This is a genomic window from Candidatus Binatia bacterium (assembly GCA_029248525.1).
Classification (GTDB): Bacteria; Desulfobacterota; Binatia; order UBA12015; family UBA12015; genus UBA12015.
The window spans coordinates 150,418-173,224 of record JAQWJE010000008.1; the positions used below are offsets into that span (position 1 = coordinate 150,418).

At 61.6% G+C, this 22,807-nt stretch carries 22 protein-coding genes and 1 pseudogene; 18 read left to right on the forward strand and 5 right to left on the reverse strand.

All coding sequences use genetic code 11. From position 1 onward, the window contains the following. The first annotated feature begins 34 nt into the window (after positions 1 to 34). From P8K07_01320 to P8K07_01340, 5 genes are read left to right on the forward strand one after another with little or no spacing between them, the layout of a single operon-like run. The gene (locus tag P8K07_01320; protein MDG1957161.1) at positions 35 to 982 is read left to right on the forward strand and encodes a hypothetical protein; all 948 of its coding nucleotides are present in this window, start codon (positions 35 to 37) and stop codon (positions 980 to 982) included. Then, on the forward strand, positions 933 to 2,480 hold the full coding sequence (locus tag P8K07_01325) for an amidohydrolase family protein (protein MDG1957162.1): 1,548 nt from the start codon (positions 933 to 935) through the stop codon (positions 2,478 to 2,480). Before P8K07_01320 ends, P8K07_01325 begins: the two co-directional genes overlap by 50 nt. Next, entirely contained in the window at positions 2,477 to 3,205 is a 729-nt protein-coding gene (locus P8K07_01330; protein MDG1957163.1) for an enoyl-CoA hydratase/isomerase family protein, read from the forward strand. The genes P8K07_01325 and P8K07_01330 overlap by 4 nt, the downstream gene beginning before the upstream one ends. Then, entirely contained in the window at positions 3,202 to 4,764 is a 1,563-nt protein-coding gene (locus tag P8K07_01335) for an AMP-binding protein (GenBank protein MDG1957164.1), read from the forward strand. Before P8K07_01330 ends, P8K07_01335 begins: the two co-directional genes overlap by 4 nt. Positions 4,765 to 4,769: 5 nt before the next feature. Beyond that, the gene (locus tag P8K07_01340; GenBank protein MDG1957165.1) at positions 4,770 to 5,501 is read left to right on the forward strand and encodes an enoyl-CoA hydratase-related protein; all 732 of its coding nucleotides are present in this window, start codon (positions 4,770 to 4,772) and stop codon (positions 5,499 to 5,501) included. Positions 5,502 to 5,519: 18 nt separating this feature from the next. Here P8K07_01340 and cofC read toward each other — a convergent pair whose 3' ends face one another. Further along, on the reverse strand, positions 5,520 to 6,164 hold the full coding sequence (gene cofC / locus P8K07_01345; GenBank protein ID MDG1957166.1) for a 2-phospho-L-lactate guanylyltransferase: 645 nt from the start codon (positions 6,162 to 6,164) through the stop codon (positions 5,520 to 5,522). Positions 6,165 to 6,232: 68 nt separating this feature from the next. Here cofC and rsmD point away from each other — a divergent pair, with 68 nt between their 5' ends. From rsmD to P8K07_01360, 3 genes are all read left to right on the forward strand, one after another. Further along, entirely contained in the window at positions 6,233 to 6,790 is a 558-nt protein-coding gene (gene rsmD, locus P8K07_01350) for a 16S rRNA (guanine(966)-N(2))-methyltransferase RsmD (protein ID MDG1957167.1), read from the forward strand. Positions 6,791 to 6,933: 143 nt separating this feature from the next. Next, on the forward strand, positions 6,934 to 7,422 hold the full coding sequence (gene coaD / locus P8K07_01355; protein MDG1957168.1) for a pantetheine-phosphate adenylyltransferase: 489 nt from the start codon (positions 6,934 to 6,936) through the stop codon (positions 7,420 to 7,422). A 16-nt stretch (positions 7,423 to 7,438) separates the two neighbouring features. Further along, positions 7,439 to 8,647: a pyridoxal phosphate-dependent aminotransferase gene (locus tag P8K07_01360; GenBank protein ID MDG1957169.1), complete on the forward strand. Its 1,209-nt coding sequence runs from the start codon at positions 7,439 to 7,441 to the stop codon at positions 8,645 to 8,647. Here P8K07_01360 and P8K07_01365 read toward each other — a convergent pair. Continuing rightward, positions 8,644 to 11,460 carry a c-type cytochrome gene (locus P8K07_01365; GenBank protein ID MDG1957170.1) on the reverse strand — a complete coding sequence of 939 codons (2,817 nt, stop codon included), beginning with the start codon at positions 11,458 to 11,460 and terminating at the stop codon, positions 8,644 to 8,646. The genes P8K07_01360 and P8K07_01365 overlap by 4 nt on opposite strands. Before the next feature lie 97 nt (positions 11,461 to 11,557). Here P8K07_01365 and P8K07_01370 point away from each other — a divergent pair, with 97 nt between their 5' ends. The 4 genes from P8K07_01370 (at position 11,558) to rarD (ending at position 14,937) form a co-directional block, all read left to right on the forward strand. Then, positions 11,558 to 12,271 (forward strand): GDSL-type esterase/lipase family protein, encoded by a 714-nt coding sequence (locus tag P8K07_01370; protein ID MDG1957171.1) that lies wholly within the window; start codon positions 11,558 to 11,560, stop codon positions 12,269 to 12,271. Continuing rightward, positions 12,268 to 13,563, forward strand: coding sequence for a hypothetical protein (locus P8K07_01375; GenBank protein MDG1957172.1), 1,296 nt, complete (start codon positions 12,268 to 12,270; stop codon positions 13,561 to 13,563). Before P8K07_01370 ends, P8K07_01375 begins: the two co-directional genes overlap by 4 nt. 237 nt (positions 13,564 to 13,800) lie before the next feature. Continuing rightward, positions 13,801 to 13,968: a hypothetical protein gene (locus P8K07_01380; protein MDG1957173.1), complete on the forward strand. Its 168-nt coding sequence runs from the start codon at positions 13,801 to 13,803 to the stop codon at positions 13,966 to 13,968. A gap of 36 nt (positions 13,969 to 14,004) precedes the next feature. Next, entirely contained in the window at positions 14,005 to 14,937 is a 933-nt protein-coding gene (gene rarD, locus P8K07_01385) for an EamA family transporter RarD (GenBank protein MDG1957174.1), read from the forward strand. A 14-nt stretch (positions 14,938 to 14,951) separates the two neighbouring features. Here rarD and P8K07_01390 read toward each other — a convergent pair whose 3' ends face one another. Beyond that, positions 14,952 to 15,191: an alanine-zipper protein gene (locus P8K07_01390; protein MDG1957175.1), complete on the reverse strand. Its 240-nt coding sequence runs from the start codon at positions 15,189 to 15,191 to the stop codon at positions 14,952 to 14,954. Between the two features lie 221 nt (positions 15,192 to 15,412). On the opposite strand from P8K07_01390, the pseudogene P8K07_01395 reads away from it, so the two are divergent. The 5 genes and pseudogenes from P8K07_01395 to P8K07_01415 all read left to right on the forward strand — a co-directional run bounded on the left by P8K07_01395 (position 15,413) and on the right by P8K07_01415 (position 19,888). Continuing rightward, positions 15,413 to 15,676, forward strand: a pseudogene (locus P8K07_01395) (4Fe-4S dicluster domain-containing protein). Between the two features lie 1,141 nt (positions 15,677 to 16,817). Then, the gene (locus P8K07_01400; protein MDG1957176.1) at positions 16,818 to 17,822 is read left to right on the forward strand and encodes a 3-oxoacyl-[acyl-carrier-protein] synthase III C-terminal domain-containing protein; all 1,005 of its coding nucleotides are present in this window, start codon (positions 16,818 to 16,820) and stop codon (positions 17,820 to 17,822) included. Between the two features lies 1 nt (position 17,823). Next, entirely contained in the window at positions 17,824 to 18,828 is a 1,005-nt protein-coding gene (locus tag P8K07_01405; protein MDG1957177.1) for a ketoacyl-ACP synthase III, read from the forward strand. Positions 18,829 to 18,870: 42 nt separating this feature from the next. Further along, complete coding sequence (gene rimI / locus P8K07_01410; GenBank protein MDG1957178.1) at positions 18,871 to 19,290, forward strand: ribosomal protein S18-alanine N-acetyltransferase; 420 nt, start codon at positions 18,871 to 18,873, stop codon at positions 19,288 to 19,290. Positions 19,291 to 19,405: 115 nt separating this feature from the next. Continuing rightward, positions 19,406 to 19,888 carry a CarD family transcriptional regulator gene (locus tag P8K07_01415; GenBank protein MDG1957179.1) on the forward strand — a complete coding sequence of 161 codons (483 nt, stop codon included), beginning with the start codon at positions 19,406 to 19,408 and terminating at the stop codon, positions 19,886 to 19,888. A gap of 286 nt (positions 19,889 to 20,174) precedes the next feature. Here the strand turns inward: P8K07_01415 and larE are convergent, their stop codons facing one another. After that, entirely contained in the window at positions 20,175 to 21,002 is an 828-nt protein-coding gene (gene larE / locus P8K07_01420) for an ATP-dependent sacrificial sulfur transferase LarE (protein MDG1957180.1), read from the reverse strand. Further along, entirely contained in the window at positions 21,002 to 21,961 is a 960-nt protein-coding gene (gene cysK, locus P8K07_01425; protein MDG1957181.1) for a cysteine synthase A, read from the reverse strand. Before cysK ends, larE begins: the two co-directional genes overlap by 1 nt. Positions 21,962 to 22,247: 286 nt before the next feature. Between cysK and P8K07_01430 the strand changes: the two genes are divergently transcribed. Then, positions 22,248 to 22,802, forward strand: coding sequence for a DUF1844 domain-containing protein (locus tag P8K07_01430; GenBank protein MDG1957182.1), 555 nt, complete (start codon positions 22,248 to 22,250; stop codon positions 22,800 to 22,802). Positions 22,803 to 22,807: the final 5 nt, after the last annotated feature.

Here is a 22,807-nt window from a genome sequence, read left to right on the forward strand (position 1 = left end):
ATGCGCAGGGCTCTGATGATGTTAGAGTTCGCACATGGCAGAGTACGCAGGAACGTCGGTAGAACTGGAAGCAGAGCGAGTGCTTTTGCGGGTCTTTGGCGAAGATCGTTCGAGCTTCCTGCACGGAATGCTCTCGAATGACATCACCGGGCTTGCGCCGGGTGAGGGTGCGGCAGCCCTTCTTCTCACGGAACAGGGAAGGATTGTCGCCGCTGTGGATTTGCTGGTTTTCTCCGAAGAAATTCTCCTCGACCTCACGGGGGAAGCCCGGGAGCGATTGCAGCCGGCTCTGGAGCGTTTCATCGTGGCCGATGATGTCGAGTTCGAGATGCAACCCGGTGTCGCCGTCGCCATCCGTGGAGAGAGCGTGTCCGATTTCGTGGGCGAGTTGCTCGGGGCGGAGGCTGTGCCGGAATTGCGGCGGCATCATCCGCTGGTGGACGGTCTGATGCATATCTCCCGGGTCGATGATCTGGGCTGTCCCGGCTACCGGGTCTGGTGCGCGACCACCGCGGATGCGAACGCACTTCTTGACCGCTGTGACGCGCTCGGTGCCCGGCGATTGTCTCCGGGAGCACGCGAGGGGAGACGCATCGCGGCCGGCGTCGCTCGGGAGGGAGTCGATTTTGATGAGACCACTCTCGCGCCGGAAGTACCTTCCCTGTCGCATGCGATTTCCAATCGCAAAGGCTGCTACCTCGGCCAGGAGGTGGTCGAGCGAGTGGCTTCCAGAGGCAAGGTGAAGTGGTTGGTGGCTGCACTGCGTGTCGCGGGCGCCTGCGACCCCGGAATCGAGCTGGAGGTGGAAGGCCGCGGGGTTGGTCATTTGACGAGCGTCGCACCCGATAGCGTCGATGGGGAGTTCGCGGCGATCGCCCGTGTGCGCCGCGATGTGTTTGATGAGGGAATGGCGATCGATGTGATGATGCCCGGTGGAGCCGTCGGCGCTCGACCTGATCCCGGACCTGAGCGGGCATCGTGACTCTGGTGCGAACGCGGAGGTGAGCGTGGCTGCGCAGCCGTCGCCGATTGCTCGCCTGACCGATCAGGCTGATTTTCGCGTGGAAGGGCGTCCCCTTGTGCGCTCGGGAGACGCCATCGAGGCGTTGCCGCCGTATCGGATCGAGGTTCGGGCGGGTCGGATCCTCGCGGCCGAAGAGCTTCGAGTTTCGGCGGCGCGGGCTGCGGAAACATCCTTCCTCATGCCTGGACTGGCCGATCCTCATCTTCATCTGGTGGCGATGGCATCCCGCCGCTTGCAGAGAGCTTGTTTGCCCCAGGCACCCTATAGCCGGCAGGATCTGATCGACTCCATCGCGGAGACGGCTAGGCTAGAATCCGGGAGCTGGGTTCGATTGGAGGGTTTCGAAGAAGCGGATTTGCGAGAGGGCACTCTCCCGACGTTGGCGGAGCTGGATGCTGCTTGCCCGAACCGGCCCTTGCGGGTTCGCCATGCCTCCCGTCATGCCTCACTGCTCAATTCCGCCGCACGCCGTTGGTTGAAGAATGCGGGCTGGTCCCCGGCGTTTGGTCAGGAAGCGTTGCTGGTCGGTCGGGAAATCGAACTCGCACGCTTGTTGCCGCGGGCCGATACGCAGCGTCTGCGTGAGGCTTTGCGCGAGGAGGGTGAGGCGTTATTACGCGTCGGCATCACTTGTATTGATGAAGTGACCGCCTCCAATGATCTCGAGCGGCTGGAATTGCTCGCATCAGCGGAGCTCCCGCAACATATCCGTTTTTGGTTGGGTGTGGATGCCGATTGGGCCGCAATCCCCTCATGCCCGTCGGGGCTTTCGATTGCCGGGATCAAGCTCTTGCCGCGGGACGCAGCGGCGGTGCAATCGCCTTGGTTTGGCGAGGCGGTAGCGCGTGCGCGACAGGCTGGCTTCCCCCTGGCAATCCACGCTGTCGAGCCGGATGCGATGGCGTCCATTCTCGAGGTGCTCGCAACAGCTCCCGCGCGAAAGTCGGGGGGGCCGCGAGGTCTGGACAGAATGGAGCATGCATCGCTTTGTCCACCGGCTCTCGTCGCGGCTCTGGCTGCATCGGGGATGGCGGTCGTCACACAGCCCGCATTTCTTGTCGCGCGGGGGGCCAGGTACCGTCGCCAGCTGGAGCAGCCTCTGTGGCAATGGCTCTATCCCGTGTCCTCTCTCCACGAGGCGGGTGTCCCGGTCGCTTTCAGCAGCGATGCGCCGGTCGCGCCTCCCGGTTTTCATGCCGTATTGGAAGCGGCGTGCGGCCGGGGCTCGGGAGCCTTGGCCGATTTTGGCAAAGCGGAGCGGGTGAGCCCGGGGTTGGCCTTTGCCGCCCACTCCCGGACGCATCGCTTGATCCGCGGCGAGAATGCCGTGGATCAATGGTTCGCGCCGGGAGAGGCGGCGGATTTTCTCGTTCTTGCCGGCGACCCGAGGCCCGGTGATTTTGCGAACCTGCAAGTGGTTGCCGCGGCTCTGCCTTCGGAAGGAGTTCGACGGTGAGCAACGCGAGTGAGGTGATTCGCCTCGAGCGCCACGACGGTCTGGTGATCATGACTCTGGACCGCCCGGAGGTCCTGAACGCCTATAATCGTCAGATGCGGGATCAGATTTTCGAGGCTCTGACTTTCGTGGCCGCGACCCCGGAGGTTCGTGTCCTGCTCGTCGAGGGTTCCGGCCGCGCCTTCGGTAGCGGAGGCGATTTATCGGAATTCGGTATGGCGGAATCTCCTTTGGCCGCGCGTGAAACTCGTCAGCGACGCGATGTCTGGGGCTTATGGAGTGAGTTGCCCTGTGTGACTATGGCGGCGGTTCACGGGATGGCGGTCGGGGGAGGCTGCGAGATGGCTCTGCTCTGCGACCTGATGATTGCGGCAGAAACGGCTTGCTTTCGTCTCCCCGAGACCTCGTTGGGAACATTGCCGGGTGTGGGTGGCACCCAAACCCTGCCGCGGGCCATCGGTGCCGGGCGCGCCGCGGGTGTCCTGCTCGCGGGGAGCGAAATCTCGGGGCGTGAGGCCGAACGATTGGGGCTGGCGCAGTGGGTTTGCTCGGAGAAAACGCTGGCGGCGCGAGCCCGTTCCCTGGCGAAATCGCTCGCGATCCTTTCCGGGCCCGCCCTGAAGGCTGCAAGGGAGGCGCTGCGGCGCGGTGGAGACCTTCCGCTGGCGGAGGGCTTGCGACTTGAGGCCCGCCTCGGGAAAAGGCTACGAGAGGAACAGACATGAATACAGCAAACTTCCTGACGATGCCTGCAATGATGTTCCCTGACCAGGAGATTCTGGTCGATGGAGCAGATCGCTTCAGCTACGACGCTCTGGCGCAGCGAGTCCGCAGCCTCGGGGCCTCCCTGCGCGCGCATGGCGCTGGTCTGGAGAGGCCGGTAGCGGTTCTGGCCACCAACTCGCATCGCTATGTCACAGCGTATTACGGCGCAGCGGCCGCAGGCGCGACATTTGTGCCGCTTAACTATCGCGCCAAGCTGCATGAGTTGGAGCATATGATCGACAAGGCTGCTCCAGCCGTGCTGTTTTTTGAGGAGCGCTATCGCGACACTCTGGCTCGATTGGCAGATTCGTTGCCGGCAGACCTCACACTGCTTCCCTTGTCGGAGGCAGGCGAGGGCGAATCGTCATTTGATGATCTTGTCGCTGCCGGCGATGCTGAGGCACTGGAGGTCGATGTCGAGGAGTCCGATACCTCCATCTTGATGTACACCAGCGGGACGACCTCCCTGCCCAAAGGGGTGATGCTGACGCATGGCGACTTCACCGCCTATGTCGTGGGCAACGTGGAGATGGCCGACGGCAGTCCCCGCGGGACCGCACTCTTATGCGTGCCGCTCTACCATATCGCCGGAGCCACCAATATCATGAGCTCGGTCTGGGCCGGGCGGAAGATTGTCCTGCTTCCGCAATTTGAAGCGGGGGAATGGTTGGCTACCGTGGCGCGCGAGAAGGTAACGCACGCCTTTGTTGTGCCCACGATGATGAAGAAGCTTCTCGACCATCCGGACTTCCATAAAACCGATCTCTCAAGTCTGGAGAACCTCTCCTACGGCGGCGCTCCGATGCCCTTCCCGGTGATTCGACGGGCTATCGAGTCCTTTCCGGCGGGTTGCGGTTTCGTGAATGCTTTCGGTCAGACCGAAACAACATCGACCTTGACGATTCTCGGCCCCGAAGACCACCGTCTGGTTGGCGATGCCGATGCTGATGAGTTGGTGCTCAAGCGTCTGCGCTCGATTGGTCGCCCGCTTCCCGACGTGGAGATTCGCATTGCGGACGAAAGTGGTGCGTCGCTTCCGGACGGAGAGACAGGCGAGATTCTCGTCCGGACCCCGCGCATCATGAAGGGCTACGCCGGTGGAGTTTCCGGCGGGGCTGCGGTCGATACGGACGGCTATCTGCATACCCGGGACCTCGGCTATATTGATAACGAGGGCTACGTGTTTCTGGTGGGCCGCAAAGACGATATGATCATCCGCGGTGGCGAGAATATTGCTCCTGCGGAGGTAGAAGCCTGCCTGCAGGGCCATCAGGCGATCGAGGAGATCGCGGTTTTCGGCTTGCCGAGTGAGGAGTGGGGCCAGATTGTGGCTGCGGCGGTGGTGCTCAAGGAAGGCTCCGCGGTCTCGGCAGAAGAGCTGGTGACCTATTGCCAGGCCCGTCTCTCGAGCTTCAAGAAACCGGAGGCCTTGCGGTTTCTTCCCGAATTGCCACGGAACCCTCTGGGCAAGATTCTCCGCAAGGACCTCCAGACCGCATTTGCCGCGAGTCAGGAATAGCTGGTTTGGCGCGCGTTCAGAGCCTTCGGATCCGGGAGCAGCGTGGGATCGCGACGCTGGAGATGAATCTGTCGGCAGGGCTTTTCGACGCCGATATGCATGCAGATCTGGTGGCAGCGGTAGAGGAGATCCAGCTTTCCGACGATATCCGTGTGGTCGTTCTCCGCTCTCGAGGCCGTAACTTTTGCGAGGGCTCCGTCTCCGACGGGCCTCACGACGGGATTGCCGCTCTGGCCAGTCTCCGTGTGCCCGTGATCGCTTCTCTGCAAGGCAAGGTGTTCGACGAGGGCCTCGAACTGGCATTGGCTTGTGATCTGCGTTTTGCCGCGTCGGGAGCGCGGCTGGGGATGACGCAACTGTCGCGTGGAATATTGCCCAGCCACGGAGGCACCCAGCGTTTGCCCCGGCTGATCGGCCGCGGCCGAGCGACGCGAATGGTCCTGTTGTCCGAGGTGCTGTCCGCAAGGCAGGCAGAGAAATCAGGTCTGATTCATCAAGTCGAAGAGGGCGCTCAATTGAATCGCAAGGTCATGGCAGTCGCCCGATCGATGGCCACGCGCTCCCCGGTCGCTCAAAAGCTCGCCAAGGAGGCGCTGCTCGCCTCCGGCGATTTACCGCTGGCCGAAGGACTTCGCCTCGAGGGCGACCTGTACGTCCTCTCGCAAAGTACCGCGGACCGCGACGAAGGATTAACCAGCTTCCGCGAGAAGCGTCGCCCCAAATTTATCGGTCGCTGAGCGAGTCCGGGAACTTCTTCATAGTCCGGCAGCGCGGAGCACCCTTCGCGTCGCTCTTGCGGGCGCGTCGGACGTCTTGAGCAGGCGTCGCAGTTCGCCGAGGTCTTCGGGAGTGTCGACGTCGAGGGCGCTACCGCCCGGGTCGATCTCCTGCCAGGGGATTCCGAGATTGCGGGCTTCCTGCTGATGGGCGCAAAGACTCTGGTTGCCGAAGTGGGTATGCAGCAGGCCGGGAGGGCGCAGTCCCAGAAGGTTGGTGCCGCTGCCGTCGCGGGAGGGCGCTGCGACGGCGCCGTGGACGGGGAGGCCGGCGACCATTCGGTCGATATCCGTCGATCTGAGGATGGGTAAATCGCCCATCGCGATAATGACACCAGTAGCTTTCTGCTCGCTGGCGAAGCTCATGCCGGCAGCGACTGCATTGTTGAGGCCCCCGCCCGAGTCGTGCAGGGGCAGGGCGCCGAGCTTCAGGGCCAGATTGGCAGCTTCCTCATCCCCGGCCAGAACACTGACACCAGCGAGAGTCTCTGCGGCCATAAGGGCTGTGATGACATCGGCGAGCATGGCTTGGGCGAATTCACGACGAAGGGCCGGGGCGAGCGCCGGTTCCAGTCGTTTTTTTGTCTCGGCCCCCAGTCGAGCCGGTATCAATCCCCAAATCATTCGATTTCCTTGCGCCTTTCTCTCGCGAATGGCAAAGCGCGCATTGTGTCCTACCAAAGGTTCAAGCGATGCGGGTGATCGCCGGAGAGGCGCGAGGACGGAAGCTTTCCGTCCCGCCCGGACTCCAGGTGCGCCCCAGCGGCGCTCGGCTTCGTGAGTCGGCCTTTGGCATACTGGAGCACCGTGGCGCAATCGCCGAAGCGAATGTTCTGGACCTGTTCGCTGGATCGGGTTCTCTCGGGATCGAGGCCCTGTCGCGCGGTGCGTCCAGTGTGGTCGCCGTGGAGCAGGACCGCCGAGTCGCGGAGTGCCTGATCGCGAACGCCGACCGCTGTGGTTTTGCCGCTCGCCACCGGACGTTGGTGCGCCCGGTGCTGGGCGCGCTCGGTTCTTTTGGTCCTGCTGCTGTTTTTGACCTGATTTTCCTTGACCCGCCTTACGGAAAAGTCGATATCGACGCGATTCTGGGGAAAATTGCCGCCGGTAGCCTCTTGTGCCCGGATGGCGTAATCATGGTCGAGCATCCTCATGCCGAGGGTCCCGATGCTGAAGGAGATCTTGAAGTGGATTTGCGAAGACGTTTTGGTGGCAGCGAGATTACGATCTTGCGGCAGCGGGTCGGCTGATGGCCGCTAAAAAGACGCTGACAAAGAAGGTCTCGGCCCGGAAAGCTCCGCCGAAAAAGGCTCCGGCAAAAAAAGTCCAGCGCAAGAGAGCCTCGACCGCGGGCAAGAAGCCAAAGTCCGAGGATGCCTCGGCGGCCTCGGTCGTGACGCCCGTGGCGATTTATGCCGGATCATTTGATCCTGTGACCAATGGGCATGTGGACCTCATTCGACGGGCCTCGCGCGTTTTCCCCAAAGTGACGGTGGCTGTCGCCTACAATCCCAACAAGGGCTCCGGGATGTTTACCCCCGATGAGCGCTGCGAGATGATTCGCGAATCGCTTGCGGATCTCGGCGATCGCGTTGTGGCCGACAAGTTCAGCGGTCTGCTGGTGGATTACGCAAAAGGGATCGGTGATTGTGTGCTGGTGCGTGGGTTGCGCGCTGTCTCGGATTTTGAGTTCGAGTTTCAGATGACCAGCATGAACCGCCACCTCGCCAAGGAAATCGAGACCGTGTTCCTGATGGCGGGGGAACAGCATTTCTATACGAGTTCGAGTCTCGTTCGCGAAGTTGCGACTTTCGGTGGCGATGTGACGGCTCTTGTCCCGCCGCCGGTTCATCGTCGCCTCCAGAAAAAACTGAAACTCTAAGGTTGGTGGGGCTCTGATGCGCTTGTCGCAGAGACTGCAGGCTGTAGCGCCGTCGGGGACCATGGCCGTGACCAGCGAGATTTTTCGTTTGCGAGCGTCCGGTGTCCGCGTACTCAATTTCGGAGCGGGAGAGCCTGATTTTGAAACTCCCGAGCGGATCGGTGCGGCTGCGCGCCGGGCGATCGCGGACGGCCAGACACGCTATACGCCCGCAGCGGGGCTCCCCGAGTTGCGGGAGGCAATCACGGCCAAGATGTGGCGCCTGAACCGGCTCGAAATCTCACCGCAGCAGGTGGTCGCGACGACTGGGGGCAAACACGCGCTATCGCTTGGCCTGATGGCGCTGCTCGATCCGGGGGACGAGGTCCTGATCCCGGTGCCATTTTGGACCAGCTATGGTGCTATGGTGCGATTGGCGGGCGGTACGCCGGTGTTTTTGCCGACCGCCGCCGAAGATGGATTCAAGCTCCGCCCCGACCAGCTGGCCGCAGCCATCGGTCCGCGCACCCGTGCCCTTTTGCTCAACAGCCCCTCGAACCCGACAGGCGCGGTCTATTCAGCAACCGAGCTTCAATCTCTAGCCGACGTGATTGTTGGCGCGACGAACGTCAGTCTGTTGAGCGACGAGGTTTACGAGTTGCTGCACTTCGATGGGCCCCGACCGCCGCATATTCTTACACTGCGTCCGGAACTCCGAGCAAAGTCCCTGATCATTAATTCGGTTTCGAAAAGTTACGCGATGACGGGTTGGCGAGTTGGCTATGCGGTGGGCCCCGAGGCGTGGATTGAGGCCATGATTACGCTGCAGGGACAGACCACCACGGGGACCAGTTCGATCTCTCAGGTAGCCGCGGCCGAGGCCCTGCGAGGTGGTTCCGATGAGCAGGCGATGGTGGCGGAATTCCGTCGTCGCCGCGCCTTTACCTGTGAGCGGTGGCACGATTTGTCGGGCGTCTCTCTCGTGGATCCGGGCGGGGCATTTTATGTCTTTCCCGATGTTCGTCGATTGCTCGAGGGTTCCCCGAAGGGCCGCGAGGTCGGAACTACGGCAAGGCTTTGCGAGCAACTGCTCGCCGAGGAGCGCGTGGCCTTGGTCCCCGGGGAGGCCTTCGGAGCGCCCGGGTATGTTCGGATGGCTTATACCGCCTCGCTCGCGGATCTCGAGGAGGGGATGTCCGGCATCAAACGGATGGCTGGACGGCTTGCGACGGGCGTTGCCGGCTAGTTCTGGCGCGCCAGGGGGACACGCGTTCCCTGATAGTTGAGAATGGCTTCTTCGATTGGTTCTGCGGGCTTCGCCGGATCCGATACAAACTCCAGAGCAAGACCTAGAGCATCACTGGTCCGGAAGCTTCCGTCAGTCATTTCCTGAAGATCTGTCGTAGGTCCATTGACCATGCCGAGGGAGAGTTGGGTTCCGGATCGAGTGACTTCCAACTGCATCGCGATCAGCGGGATTCCGTAGTTTCCGAGGTAACGATCATATCGATGGGGCCCGTCCAGGGCGAGCAGGTCGGCTACCGTCCAGGGGCTCTGCCGGTGGCGCGTGATCTCGCGAATTCTCGCCACGGTTTGCGCTGTGACGGGCTCGTCGGCGTGACCGAAGCTGCGCCGCAGGAAGGTGAGGATGGCTGCAATCGCTTCATCGTCAAGCACCGCAGGATCGTCATGGCTCGGCATGTTGAGATTCCAGGTTTCGTCGTCGATTTGAATTGGGCCGGTGAGTCCGCCAAGGACGATCCGAATGAGCCACTCGTCAGAATCTCTCACCCATGCAGCGCCGACCAACGACGGTGCCTGACCGGGGATACCGCGTCCCGAGGAGCCGTGGCATGAAGCGCAGACGTCTTGATAAAGTTCTCCGCCCTTCCGGAATCGTTCGAGCTCGTCGGACGAAAGTGGTCGAGCTCCGCCGGGCCGCGGATCGCCCGGCCAGGTGAAGTGCGAGCGAATCGGGCGAATCTCATCGCTCTCGTCTGCCAGCAGGGCATGCGGCCCTGCGAGCGCGATACGACTCGCCCCCGGAAGTCGCTGCGCTGCTGCGATTCCGTTGACCAAGGCCGTCCGCTTTGCTTTCTGGTCGAGGCTTTGCACGCGATCGAGGAGCTGGACCGTAGCCGGTCCGGGGCTCGGCGCGGCGCGAATGGAGGCAAATGCGGCCGTCGTCACTTCGGTGAGGAAGCGGTCGCGGGCCTCATTCGTCGTCGCGGCCTCATCTTCCTCCAGCAAAATCTCCAATGCTTGCGATTCGAGTCCGTCTAGTCCTGAGAGGACTGCGTGTGAGAGGAGCGGGTCGGCCCCCCGGCCGAGCTGCAGCATCTGTGGGAGGGGCCTTTCGGCCGGGGGCAGGGCCCCCATGGTCAGGACTGCCTGCAGCCGAACCCGTGGATCAGGGTCCTCGTCCGCGCGGCGGAGCAGCTCCCGTCGCTCGGCCTCGGTGCCGTCGAGCATGGGCTCGAAGGCACGCAGCGCCGCGACTCGAACGGCAGGTTGCGCGTCGGCCAGACCCTGACGAAAGGTTGCTTGATCGAGCTTGTGGAGCAGCGACAGCGTCCACAGAGCATGGATACGCCCCGTGGACGAAAAATTCTCCAGGGCGCGAAGCGAGGCAATGGTTTCAGGAGCATCTCGGTAGACCAGTTGCCGCTGGGCGCGATCCCGCACCCAGCCGTTGGGGTGGTCGAGCCCGGCTAACAGTTCCGCTGTGGTGGTCATCGGTGGCGGGACGTAATCGATGGGCCGATCCTCTCGGACGACCCGCCACAGACGGCCGCGGGCCCCCGAATTCTCGAGCCCCTGGTCCCGAATGTATTCGTCGAGGTAGTCCGAGACCATTTCCGCATGCTGGACGATGCCGCGATACATATCGACAATATATAGAGCCCCGTCGGGGCCAATCTCGGCATCGACGGGCCGGAAGCGCTCATCGGTCGAGACCAGAAATTCTCGCTCTCCAAAGCTTTCATCGGGGTAGAGCTTGTGAACGGCCTGCATCTCGGTGCCATCAGTCTGAATCTCGAAATGTGTGACCAGATTGCCTGCAGATTCGGGAACAAAGGCGTCCCCTTTGAACTCGGGGCCGAACTGGTCGCCGCGCTGGATGGCTACGCCGCTGACTCCCGTGGGGCCGCGTTGGCGACCGTCGGGGCGCAGCGTGCCGCGCAGATAGGCTCGGTTGAGGCCGGGAGCTACGCGAATGCCGTGCACCTCTTCCCCATCGGTCAGAGGTAGATTGACTCCGGGCTTGGACCATGAGGCGGCCGTCGCAGCCTGGCGCATGGCATAGCTACCCGGGATCGCATCGGCGTAAAGAAAGCCGGAGTTGTGGTTGTAGTAGAGTCGCCCTTCATCATCCTGCGCAAGGCCCCATTGCCCCCGGGCCGGTGTTTGCTCCACCACCAGGCCGTCCGGATCCAGGCGGAGTCGCCGCCGAGATTTCGCATTATAGATCCAACCGTCGATGCCGGCGAGCAAGCCGTTTTCCTGATGCTCCGGATTGTTGCCGACCATGGCGTATTCGCCGAGGCGCTCCCGAATGGCGCAGGTGCCTGTATTCTCCGGATCGCGACACAGCCAAAGGGTGCCGGGCTCGGCGACCAGAACCCCCTCGGGCAGGACGCGGACGGCCCGTGGCATGACCAGGCCGTCGAGGTAGACCCGGCTCGTATCCATCTGCCCGTCGTGATCGGTGTCCTCGAGGATGACGATTCTACCGGAGGGCTCGTCTTCCCCGCTGGCGGCAAGGTCGCGCATATAACCACGCATCTCGACAACGTAGAGACGGCCCTGATCGTCCCAGTCGATGGCGACGGGTTCGGCGATCAGGGGTTCGGATGCGACCAATTCGACCCGGAATCCCGGCGGGGCCAGCAAGGTGGCCTGTTCCTCTGCCGGGCTCAGGATCGGAGCTGGCAGGATTTTGATGCGGGACAGAATTTCTTCCGGGGAAGGTCCCAGCCAGAGACGAAAGGCCGCATAGCCGCCGACCCCGAGAAGCAGGGCGCCGATGACGGTATATTTCAAAACTCGCCGCAACATCGCTGTTCCGTTTTTAGTCGATCCTGACATGGATGCAACGCATCGAACCAGGCTGCCGTTTGCCGATTGAGCTGTGCGATGATTGGGGTGAGACGCGATGGGCAGTTGGAAATTTCTTGTCGGGGGGAGTCTGGCCCTGGGCCTGCTGGGCGTTCTGGTGCTCGCAGCGGCATGGTTCTGGCGGGCCCGACTCTACCGAACTCTTTTCCATCCTGTGGTGACGGCGCGTCAGTCCAGCTTTTTTCGAGAATTCCCTGTGCGCGCCGGAGACGTTGTCTTTTTGGGGGACAGCCTCACCAGTCAGGCGCGATGGGGCGAGCTCTTTCCCGGTGTGGCGGCGCGAAATCGCGGAATCTCCGGAGATACCACCGCGGATGTTCGCGCCCGGCTGCGAGAGATTACCTCGGCCGCACCAGCGCAGATCTTTTTGATGATCGGAACAAACGACCTCGGGTTGGGTCTCTCGGAGGAAGTTGTGCTGCAAAATATTGACGCGATTCTCGAAGAGATCCGCATCGAGAGTCCACGGACCGAAGTTTTTGTGCAGACGCTCCTGCCGCGCAGCCGTGGCTATGCTGCCCGAATTCGTTCGGTGAACGAAGGCCTGATCGCATTGGCCGACCGCAGGGGATTGCGCTGGATCGATGTGGGCGGCGCGATGAGTTCGGCGGAGGGTGCGCTTCGAGCGGATCTCACCGGTGATGAGCTACATCTTCTGGGTCCGGGCTATGAAATTTGGAAAACAACGCTGGCGCCCTGGGTGGGGCCGTCGCCGCGTCCGCTTGCCGGAAAAACTTTGGAGGAGCAATGAAGCAACAGGGAACTGACTACGCGGGACCGTTTGATCCGACTTGGCATTTGGGCTCGCTAAGCCGGCAGGCGTTGGCTGAATTGGGTCGCGAATACCTCCTGCATGGTCACTTGCAGGACCGGGTCGGTCTGCCGTTGGTATTTTTTGGTTGGGGTGAGCCGGCGATGACAGAGCTATCGATTGAGGAGTGGATGGGCGCGAGCCCGATCTATTCCGAACGCATGCAAAAGGCACTTGGTTTTGTCGGCCATGATGTGGGCACGGTTTTTAAAAATCTGCAGTTCGATATCGGAGCGCCTCACCAGTTCATGGACTTCCAGTTTCGACTGGATACACCCGAATATGGCGAGTTCTGGTTGGCGCATTGCGGTGCCCTGATGGATGTCGAACCACATGGGGAGGAGCGGGTACGGCGGATGTGCCATGACGTGGAGGACCCCACCTTTGATGCAACGGCCGCGGCGACGCACCCGCGCATGAAGATGCGCGCCATCCATCGCCCGCCGCGGATTCCGGATTTCCGGATGCCGCATTGTCGCTGGAAGATTTTTATCGACGAGACTGGCGAGGCCAGCGAGCCTCACTCCAACCTGGCCCTGTTGCGTCAGTCGAAGGCGGCCCAATTGGTTCTGGAGCGGCCGAGCACGGATGCCGAACCGGGCGGGTGGGCCGATTACTCCGGAGCGTTCGACCCCGGATTCCAACTGGAGGATCTCAGCCATAGCGCAGGTGTCCTCGTCCTCGATGAGATAGCGCTGCAGAGTCATTTGTTGGCACGAGCGCTGCATCTCTCGGCCGAGCAGCGGTGGGGAGCCGAAGCCGCCTCCCGGTTGGCGGATGAACAATGGGAAGGCATTGCCGCACTGACGGCGCTGCGCATGATGCGGGCCTTCCGCATTGTGGACGAGGATGCTGCGGCCATTGCCAAGTTGTTTCAGGTACACCCGACATTTCACCCGAGAGCCTATGTGGACTTTCGCGTGTCGATGCCCGCGGCCGATCGCGTGCGCATCGCGTTCCATGATTCTCCGGCGTTTGACGAGTCTGACGATTGTTCCTGGTTTGCGGGTTTGCGGCCCGAGGGGCATCCGGCGCTGGATGCGATCGCACAGGTGGTGAACCCCCTGGCGCGACTGACTCCGGTTGAGCCTTCCGGGGGCGCCCGTTTCCAGTGGGATATTGTGGTCGATCCGAGTGCCGATCCGGTCAAGCCACCCCGGTCTCTCGCGTTGGGGCAAATCAGCAAGGGCGCCAGCTTTCAGTTCGAGAGACGTCGGCTGCCGAGGGCCTGATTTGTCGAGGAATCGTCTGGCTTGTTTCTGGTGGTAGCGAGGTCTAAGTACATCCCCATGCCCAAGACAAAGACAATCGACTGGATCTACGAGCGCAAAGGTTGAACTTCCTGTGTTCGTGCTTCTGCGTTCGTAGAAGCCCAAAAGATCACCATCAAGGAAACCGTGCCTGCAAGTCGGAAGCTGCAAGCGGAAGACGCTGAGAAAATCGCTCGCGCTTCCCGGAAAATGATTGTCATGAAGGGCCGCAAGGTCGAGGAGTTCCAGGTCGGGGCTGCGACGACTCCCGAGGCGGTCAGCGCCATGCTGGGCAATACCGGAAATATGCGGGCACCTTTGCTGCGGGTAGGCTCTCTGGTGTTGGTTGGTTTCAATGAAGAGGTCTACAGCGAAGCCCTGTCCTGATCCTCGATCAAGCCAGTCCCCTCGATTTCGGCAGGCATGCAATTGAACGGGGAGGACTCGGCCCGGTCCGGTATCGTTGCTGGTCTGCTCGCCTACCTTTGGTGGGGCCTTGTGACAGCCCTCTATTATCGTGAACTCGATCAAGTTCATGTGCTCGAGTTGATTTCCTGGCGCGCTCTCGGTGGACTCCCGATCTGCCTGGCGATTCTGGCCATGCCCCCGGGGCTCTCTCGGCTCCGGGAAGCAATGCGCTCCCCGGGCGCACTTCGCATGCATGGCGCGTCGGTCGCGATGTTGGTGGGGAATTGGTTCGTTTTCATCTACGCGGTGCGCGAAGAGCGGTTGACCGAGGCCAGCCTCGGCTACTTCCTGAACCCGCTGGTATCCGTGCTGCTTGGACGCTTTTTTCTCGGGGAGAAACTGGTCGGCCGGCAGGGATGGGCTCTCGGGTTGGCCGGCGTCGGGGTCGTCGTGTTCGCCGCTTCCCTGTGGCGAGGCAGCGGAAATTTTCTCGAGGGTTTCGTCTGGATTCCTCTTGTTCTTGCTCTCTCATTCGGATTCTACGGCCTGCTGCGCAAGCAGATGACTGCGGACTCGATTACAGGTTTGACGATCGAGGTCCTTTTGATCTTCCCCTTTTTTCTGGGGATAGAGTTGTGGCTGATGCGCGAAGGCGTGGCTGCGATCGGGCGCGGGGACCCCGGGTTGGACTTCCTGCTCCTCGCCGGGGGGCTGGTCACGGTTGTGCCGCTGGCGCTCTTCGGGTTTGCCGCGCAGCGCCTTCGGTTGAGTACGGTGGGGCTGCTGCAATACGTCAGTCCGACTTGCCAATTTATTCTGGCGGTCCTGGTCTTCGGAGAGCCGCTTACGGCAGGCCGGTTGATAGCGTTTCTTCTGATCTGGAGCGCTTTGGGGCTCTACAGCAGGGAGTCGTGGCTGGTCGCGCGGCTTGGCGCCGCGCGACCCTGAACCTCGAGCTGAAACTACTTTTGGACGTTCTTCTTGAAGATTGCCTCGGCCTTGTCGGCGGCGGCTTCGGCGCGTTCGGCGGCCTGATTGGCTCGAAGTGCCGCCGCCTCGGCTCGGGCGGCGGCCTGATCGGCCTGCTCGGCGGCAACCTGTTGGGGGCTTGGCCCCTTGGCGCTGCAGCCCGAGAGAGCGATTCCTGTCACAAGCATGATGGCCGCCACTATCTGACGCCCAGTCGTTCGATTTCCGGTCATTTTCATCCCCATCCTCCACTTCAGCACGCGCCGAAAAGGCCGCGGCAAATTCGCTCCAAGGGTGCCACAGGGACCCTTGTCGAACAACCGTAACGCCATGCCTTGAGAGTGTACCCTTCGCTTTGCTAATGCAGAGTGGGTTTATTGACTCCGGCCCGGGTTCGCCGAGAGCCCTGTTCGGAGGTTCTTTTCTTCTCGGTCCTGGCGGAGGTTCAGTCGCAATGGCGACAATGATCACCGACGAATGTATTAATTGCGGGGCCTGCGAACCCGAATGCCCGAACACGGCCATCTACCAAGGTGGAATCGAGTTCGATGCTCTTGACGGTTCTAAGGTTGCAGCTATCTCGGACGATTTCTTCTATATTGTGCCGGATAAATGCACGGAATGCGTAGGATTTTTCGATAGCGAGGCCTGTGCGGCCGTATGCCCTGTCGACTGCTGCATTCCCAACCCGGATATCCCGGAAGAGGAAGGTCTTCTTTTCCAGCGAGCCAAGGAGATCCACCCGGCGGAGGATTTCCCCGAGGACTTCCCGTCGAGGTTCAAGGAGCCAGCAGAGCCTGAAGCCGCGCCCGCGCCCGCAGCCGCGCCCGCAGCCCCGGCTGGCGGCGCTCCTGCGGCAGTGGCCCCGGCAGCCGCTCCTGCTGCAGTCGTGCATTTGGGGAAAGTCGAGCGCAAAACCGCGGATCCGCTGATCCAGCCAGGCTTCCGCGAGATTCCCTATGTCGGCGAGTTGCCGGTGAAGTACGACGACGCTCTGGAGCTGGTTCAGTCCGAAGCGCCCGGTGGAGGCGGCCATCCGATTCTCCGCGCGGGGATCTGTCTTGCGCAACCCCTGCTGGGGGCGATGCCCGCATCGACGAAAACCAAGCTCGAGCAGGCGATTGGCAACCCGATGATCTTCTCCTCTGCGGGAGCCACCGGCCTGAATATGCTGGCGCACCTGATTATTCTCCCGATCATCGTTGTCGCAGCCGTTGTATTACTGCGTGGGGATGACCTCTACAGTCTGTCGATCTCAAAATGGTTCCTGCTTGGCGGGACTCTTGCCGTTCTCGAAGCAATCTACCGACTGCGCGAAACATTGCTGTTCGCGCGGCCCACTTCCGAGGTGATTTGGCGAGGGAGCGTCTACGGACTGCCGATGGTGCCGTTTGTCTTGCCGCTGATTCGCAAGGTCAGCGAGGCCCAGCATGGTGGCAAGATGGCCCACGAGGGTTTCTACGACACCGGCGGTGCCTACGACGAGAAAAAAGAACGCGAGAGGCGCTATGGCGAGATCTACCGATTCGAGGAACGGCCGGCAGGTTATATTCTGCAGATGGAATTGCCGCGCACGATCCCGCCGTCGGGCGTGAGGGACTCTCTCGGCCTGGGTTCGGAAATGCCGGATTACGAGATTGATTTACGGCTGCGCGGTGGCTGGTTCGAGGTTCGCGGAGCGGTCGTGGATGAGCGTCTGCGCACTGTTGCGGCGACCGCGCCTGCCTTCCCGCCGGATTTCGTGACTCGAGTGCCGGTAAGTGAGCCCTGTATCGGCTTCGCCCAGTGGTACGAAAACAAGACCCTAGAGGTTGTTCTGGTGAAGACCAGTGCGGCGGATCAACTTCCGCGCGAAGCCAATGCTGCCTGAGATTCGCCTGAACGGCTGGGGTTATTGTCTTCCGGGGGACGCCGTCTCCAATGAGGCTCTGGCCGGACGTTTGGGGGTCGATCGGGATCTTGGTGCGGAGACGGGTATCGCCGAGCGGTATTTTTCCGCACCAGGTGAGGGGCCAAGTGGCCTCGCGGCGATCGCTGCCGGACCAGCGATGGCGAAAGCGGGTGTGGCCGCAGAAGACTTGTCGATGCTGGTCTTCGCCACAACTACCCCGGACGTCGCCTTTCCGGGATCGGCCTGCTTTCTCCAGGAGAAATTGGCAGCGCCCACCGTTGGCGCTCTCGACCTCCGTGCGCAATCGGCGGGCTTCGTTGCCGCTCTCGATATGGCGGCAGCCTTTTGCGCAATTCCAGCGGCGGGGACGTCTCCTGAGCCAATTTTGCTGGCGACGGCGGAGGTCTTCTCGAGCGGTCTGGATTTGTCGCCTTCCGGCGCGGAATTGGCCTCTCGTCTCGCGGATGGAGCGTCGGTTGTCGTCCTGTCTGCGGGGGGGGCGGGCCCCAAGCTTTTGAGTTCTCGCTGGTATACCGACGGAACACTTTTGGAGAAGTTCTGGACGGCCGCACCGCATAGTTCGCAATTGGGTCGACGGATCGATCGTGCCGATCTTGCAGCGGGGCGGCACTATCCGCAGTCGGACCTCCCCGCGCTACGTGGTGTTGCGCAGGCGCGACTGATCGAGGTTTTGCGCGAGGTTTCGGCCGAAACGCAAACCGATCTCGAAACCGCCGCCCGCGTGGTCATCGACTACGTGGAGCCTCAAATCGCATTCGCCGCGGCGCGCGAGTTGGGGATTGCCAAGGACCGGGTCGTCATTCCCACGGCGAGCTTTGGGCACGTGATGGCCGCGGGGCTGGGGATCGAATTTGCCCGGAGTATCGACGGGCTGGCGACAGGGGAGCGAATGGTGCTTGCCTCTGCCGGACCTGGCTTCACTTGGGGTGCGGCCGTAATCGAGGCCGACTGAGATGGCGAACCGTAATCATATCCTCGGGGTGGGCAGCGCTCTTCCGGATAACGTCGTGACGAACGATGATTTGAGCGAGCGCATGGAGACGTCGCATGAATGGATCGAGCAGCGAACCGGTATCTGCGAGCGTCGACATATCGATGCGGCCTGTGGAGGCACGGATCTTGGCAAGATCGCGGCAGAGCGAGCATTGGAAGCCGCAGGCCTGACGATCGAGGATATCGATCTTCTGATCTATGCGACTCTTTCCCCGGATGTGGAGTGGCCCGCGACGGCGTGCCTGATGGCCGCGAAACTGGGCGCACCGCAGATTCCGGCGTTGGACGTGCGCAACCAATGTTCAGGATTCGTATATTCGCTGGCGACGGCCGACGCCTGGCTCAAGAGGGGGCGGGGTTCCCATGTTCTGATCGTCGGTGGCGAGATTCACTCCACTGGCCTGGATCTGACCACGCGTGGTCGAGAGGTCGGGGTGATTTTCGGTGACGCGGCAGCAGCGGTCGTGCTGGGGCCCTCACCGGATGGCGAGAAGGGTATCCTCTCTTCGCATCTTCATGCGGAAGGACGATTTGCGGAGAAGCTATGGCTGGAAGTTCCGTCGAGTCGTCGCGAGAAGCATATCCTGGAAGCCGACTTCGAGGGGGAAAAGCCGGTGGTCTTTCCCTATATGGCGGGCCGTTATGTCTTCAAGCACGCTGTGACGCGGTTTCCGCAAGTCATTCGGGAATCGCTGGCCGCCAATGATCTCGATGTGGCCGACCTCGGTCTGCTGGTGCCGCATCAAGCGAACCTGCGGATCAATCAGGTCGTTGCTGCCGAGCTCGGGCTCGACGAGAGTCAGGTGGTCAATAATATGCAGCGCTACGGAAACACGACGGCCGCCTCGATTCCGCTGGCCCTGGAAGAAGCAATGCTGGACGGTCGGGCGCACGAGGGACAATACGTTTGTATGGCAGCTTTTGGAGCCGGTTTTACTTGGGCTGCTGCGTTGTTCCGCTGGTAGGTCGGGATGTGCGGTCCCACGCCACGTGTCTCGGTTCGTCCGATGGTCGAGAGCGACCTCTTTCGTGTGGCGGCCATCGAGCGCGAGGCCTTCAGCCGACCCGGGGCCCGGGAGCGATTGGCAAAAGAAATCGAATTGCCGCAGTCACGCCCACGGGTGGCACTGATCGGGGACCGCGCTGTGGGTTACCTGATCTACTGGCAAGTCACGGACGAGTTTCAGCTTCTCGACATCGCCGTCAAGAAGGAGTTCCGAGGAATCGGCGTCGCGGGTTCGCTGCTGGGCCATCTTCTTGATGAGGCGGACGCGCTTCTGGGGTCTACGGTTCACCTCGAAGTATCTGCCGCAAACGACTCGGCGATCCGGCTCTATGCCGCCCATGGATTTATCGAAGTAGGGCAGAGGGCCAATTACTACGGGCCCGGAGAGGATGCGCTCGTTTTGGTGCGGGACGCGAAGTGACGCGATGCGCCTTGCAATTCTGCTAACTCAGAGCATTAGCTGAGAAGATTGTACCTTGATTGAGGATTGCTCATTCAGTAACCTGTGTAGATCGCAACTGGAGGTATTCCCCGGCATGTTCAAGGTTGGTCAGAAGGTCGTTTATCCCGCTCACGGTGTTGGCGTCATCGAAAGCGTTCAAAGCAAGACCATCGCCGGGTCGCAGAAGAAGTTCTACATGCTGCGCTTTCTCGAGAACGATATGACGATCATGGTGCCGATGGAAAACGTCGACGCCGTGGGGCTCCGCCCGATCATTGGGAAGGCCACCGTCTCCAAGGTTTATAAAATCCTTCGCGACAAGAAAGTCGAGATCGATCAGCAGACCTGGAATCGTCGCTATCGAGAATACACCGAGCGCATCAAGACAGGTTCGGTTTTGGAGATCGCCAAAGTTCTTCGGGATCTCTTCGTTCTGAAGAGTGACAAGGAACTCTCTTTCGGCGAACGCAAAATGCTGGACACGGCGCGTTCCCTGCTCGTCAAGGAACTATCCATTGCTCGCGAGCATCCGGAAGAAAAGATCATGGAAGAACTCCGCACGATCTTTGCCCCGTAGTTTTAGCGCTCTATTCCCGGCGCGTTAATGCTTGCGGAGTCATCTGGCCCAGTCATCTGGCTCAGTCATTTTTTGAGATGAATCTGCGCAAGTGAGACTGCGCAACGCAGTCCGGCTGCATCGAGACCTTCAGCAATCGATCTTTGCAAATCGACCTTTGTTGCCGGGAGGACGCAGAATCAAACGCCGGACGTCATTCTCGTTTCTGCAATCGACTTAGGCAGGCGAGCGTCCCGGGGCCACTCCTTGAAGGCGGAACCCCGTCCCGAGAGAGTCCGGCGCAGCCTCAGTTCTCGGCTTCGTTCAATCGACCGCTGCGAAATGCGCGCAGGTCCAGCACGACTTCGGCAAAGCCTGCCGAACGGATTCCGGCAACCAGAGCATCGTGTGTGTCCGCTTGGGTTGCTCGTTCAAGTTCGGCTCCGGCGATCTCGAGTCGCGCGGCATTCTCGCCGGCAAAGCGAACCCGGAACTCTCGGAAGCCGAGAGCGCGAACTTGCTCTTCGGCCTCCTCGATTCGGCCGAGTCGACTTCTTGAGATCGAGGTTCCATAGGGGAAGCGTGAGGCCAGGCATGGTTGAGCGGGTTTGTCCCAAGTTGGTAGCTCAAGGTGCGCGCTGGCTTGGCGTACGTCCTCCTTGGTCATGCCGACCTCGACTAGAGGATGGCGCACGAGTTGTTCCCGAGCGGCATCGAGACCGGGGCGGAAATCGCCGAGGTCATCCAGATTGACGCCATCGATCACGGTATCGATGCCGCGGCTCTCTGCTTCCGCGTGGCAGATGCGGTAGAGGTTGTCCTTGCAGAAATAACAACGATTGGTCGGGTTTTCTGCGTAGGCGTCGATCGCTACTTCGTCGGTATCCACCACCAGATGCCGGGCGCCGATATCGGCAGCGAGCAGTCGGGCTTCCTCCAGTTCTCGCGTCGGAACGGCAGCCGAACTTGTGGTCAGGCCGAGTGCCTCGGGACCAAGAACCTCGTGCGCTACCGCAAGGACGAAGGTCGAATCGACGCCGCCGGAGTAGGCGACCAGGACCGATGGGAGTTTGGCGAGAGACGCACGCAGCTGGTTGAGTTTTTCGAGAACATCGGGTGAAAGTCCACTGGCCATCAGATGCCCCGCTTTTCGCCGTCACTGGTGGGCGCTTCGAACAGGTCGGTCGTCAGGTAACGCTGGCCCGAGTCGCAGAACAGAGTCAGTACGATGGCCTCGGGGGGCAGCTGGGCCGCAATCCTTCGGGCCACGACTAGATTGGCTCCCGAGGAGATGCCGACCAGCAGGCCTTCCTGCTCGGCTGTTTCTCGCGCCGCCAGAGTGGCTTCTTCATCGGTCACGCTCGCCACCTCATCAAATGCATCCCTATGGAGGTTCGCGGGGACGAAGCCGGCGCCGATTCCCTGAATTCGGTGCATCCCGGGCGGTTCCCCGGCGATGACCGCCGATGTGGCGGGTTCTACGGCGATGATGCGGCATCCGGGTCGAGCGCGGCGCAGGGCGGGGGCGACTCCGCTGATTGTTCCTCCCGTGCCGACCCCGGCTACGAAAGCGTCCAGCCGCGGCATCTGATCGAGAATTTCGGTGGCCGTCTTCTCCGCGTGGGCGAGCGGGTTGGCAGGATTCGAGAACTGTCGCGGAACGAAGGCCTTCTCGTCTGTGGCGGCAATGACGTCGGCGCGGTCGACAGCAGCTTGCATTCCCTTGTTGTCGGGCGTGAGTTCGAGTTCGACGCCATACCCGTTCAGCAGGGAGCGCCGCTCTTCGGTCATGGTGTCGGGCATCGTGAGCGTCAGCCGGTATCCTTTGACGGCGGCCACGAAGGCCAGACCGATGCCCGTGTTCCCGCTTGTCGGCTCGACGATATGGCTGTCGGGATGCAATTCGCCGGACTTTTCGGCCTGCTCCACCATGCTGAGCGCGATGCGGTCCTTGAGGCTTCCGCCGGGATTGTTCATTTCCAGTTTGGCCCAGATCTCGGCGCCACCGGCAGGTCCGACCCGATTCAACCGAACCACGGGGGTTCCGCCAATCAGCTCGAGCGGGCTGCTGGCCACTAGGTTTGGAGCGGGCATCTGATCAAATGCTAGCGAAGTCCGTGCGCCTACCCAAGGAAAAATATCGTCTCGTCGGTTGGTTTTCGGGTTTTCCGCGAGAAAAGGAGGCAACTCCCCTCGCCAGTTTCGGGTTCGGCCGTTCCCCTTGGTAGTGGCGCGAAGCGCTAGGAACGGTAGGGTTGTAGGACGTCACGGTCGCGACGCCCTTCTTGACTTCTTTCAGGGGTGATTCTACCGACAACGCAACGGCGTTTTTGAAGAAATTTGTTGAATTACCGTCAGATATAGCTGATTTGGGGGTGTGATGAGCGGATCGGGATCAGAGGAAGAAGAGAAGAACGCGTTCCGCGTTGTGGACCGTCGTCGTTTTGACGCCGATGGTTCGGATCGTGACGAGGGCGAAATCGGCAAGGCGGTCCCCGTCGAACCGGCAGCGGCACCAGCCGGGACCTCCGAGTCCGCAGGCCCCTCCGAGACAGCCGGTGCCCCCGGGGCGGATGCCACCCCCGGCACTGGGGCAGCACCTTCGGGGGGTGCGACAGATCCATCGGATACCATGCCTGGCGGCGAGCCGAACCCCGGCGAACCTCCGCCGCCCACCTTCAGCTCTCTCATTTTGAGCCTCAGCACCCAAGCACTTTTTACTCTCGGAGAAATCGCCGAGAGCCCCGACGCCGAGCCCCAGATAGACCTTCTCGCCGGCAAGCAACTCATCGATCTCCTCGGCGTTCTCCAGGAGAAAACCAGCGGGAACCTGGACGCTGGCGAGAGTGAATTGATGGAACGCATTCTGTACGACCTACGCCTGCGTTTTGTCGAGATCGCTCGTCGCTCAACGGCCCGGCCGCCTGAGAATTAGGAAAC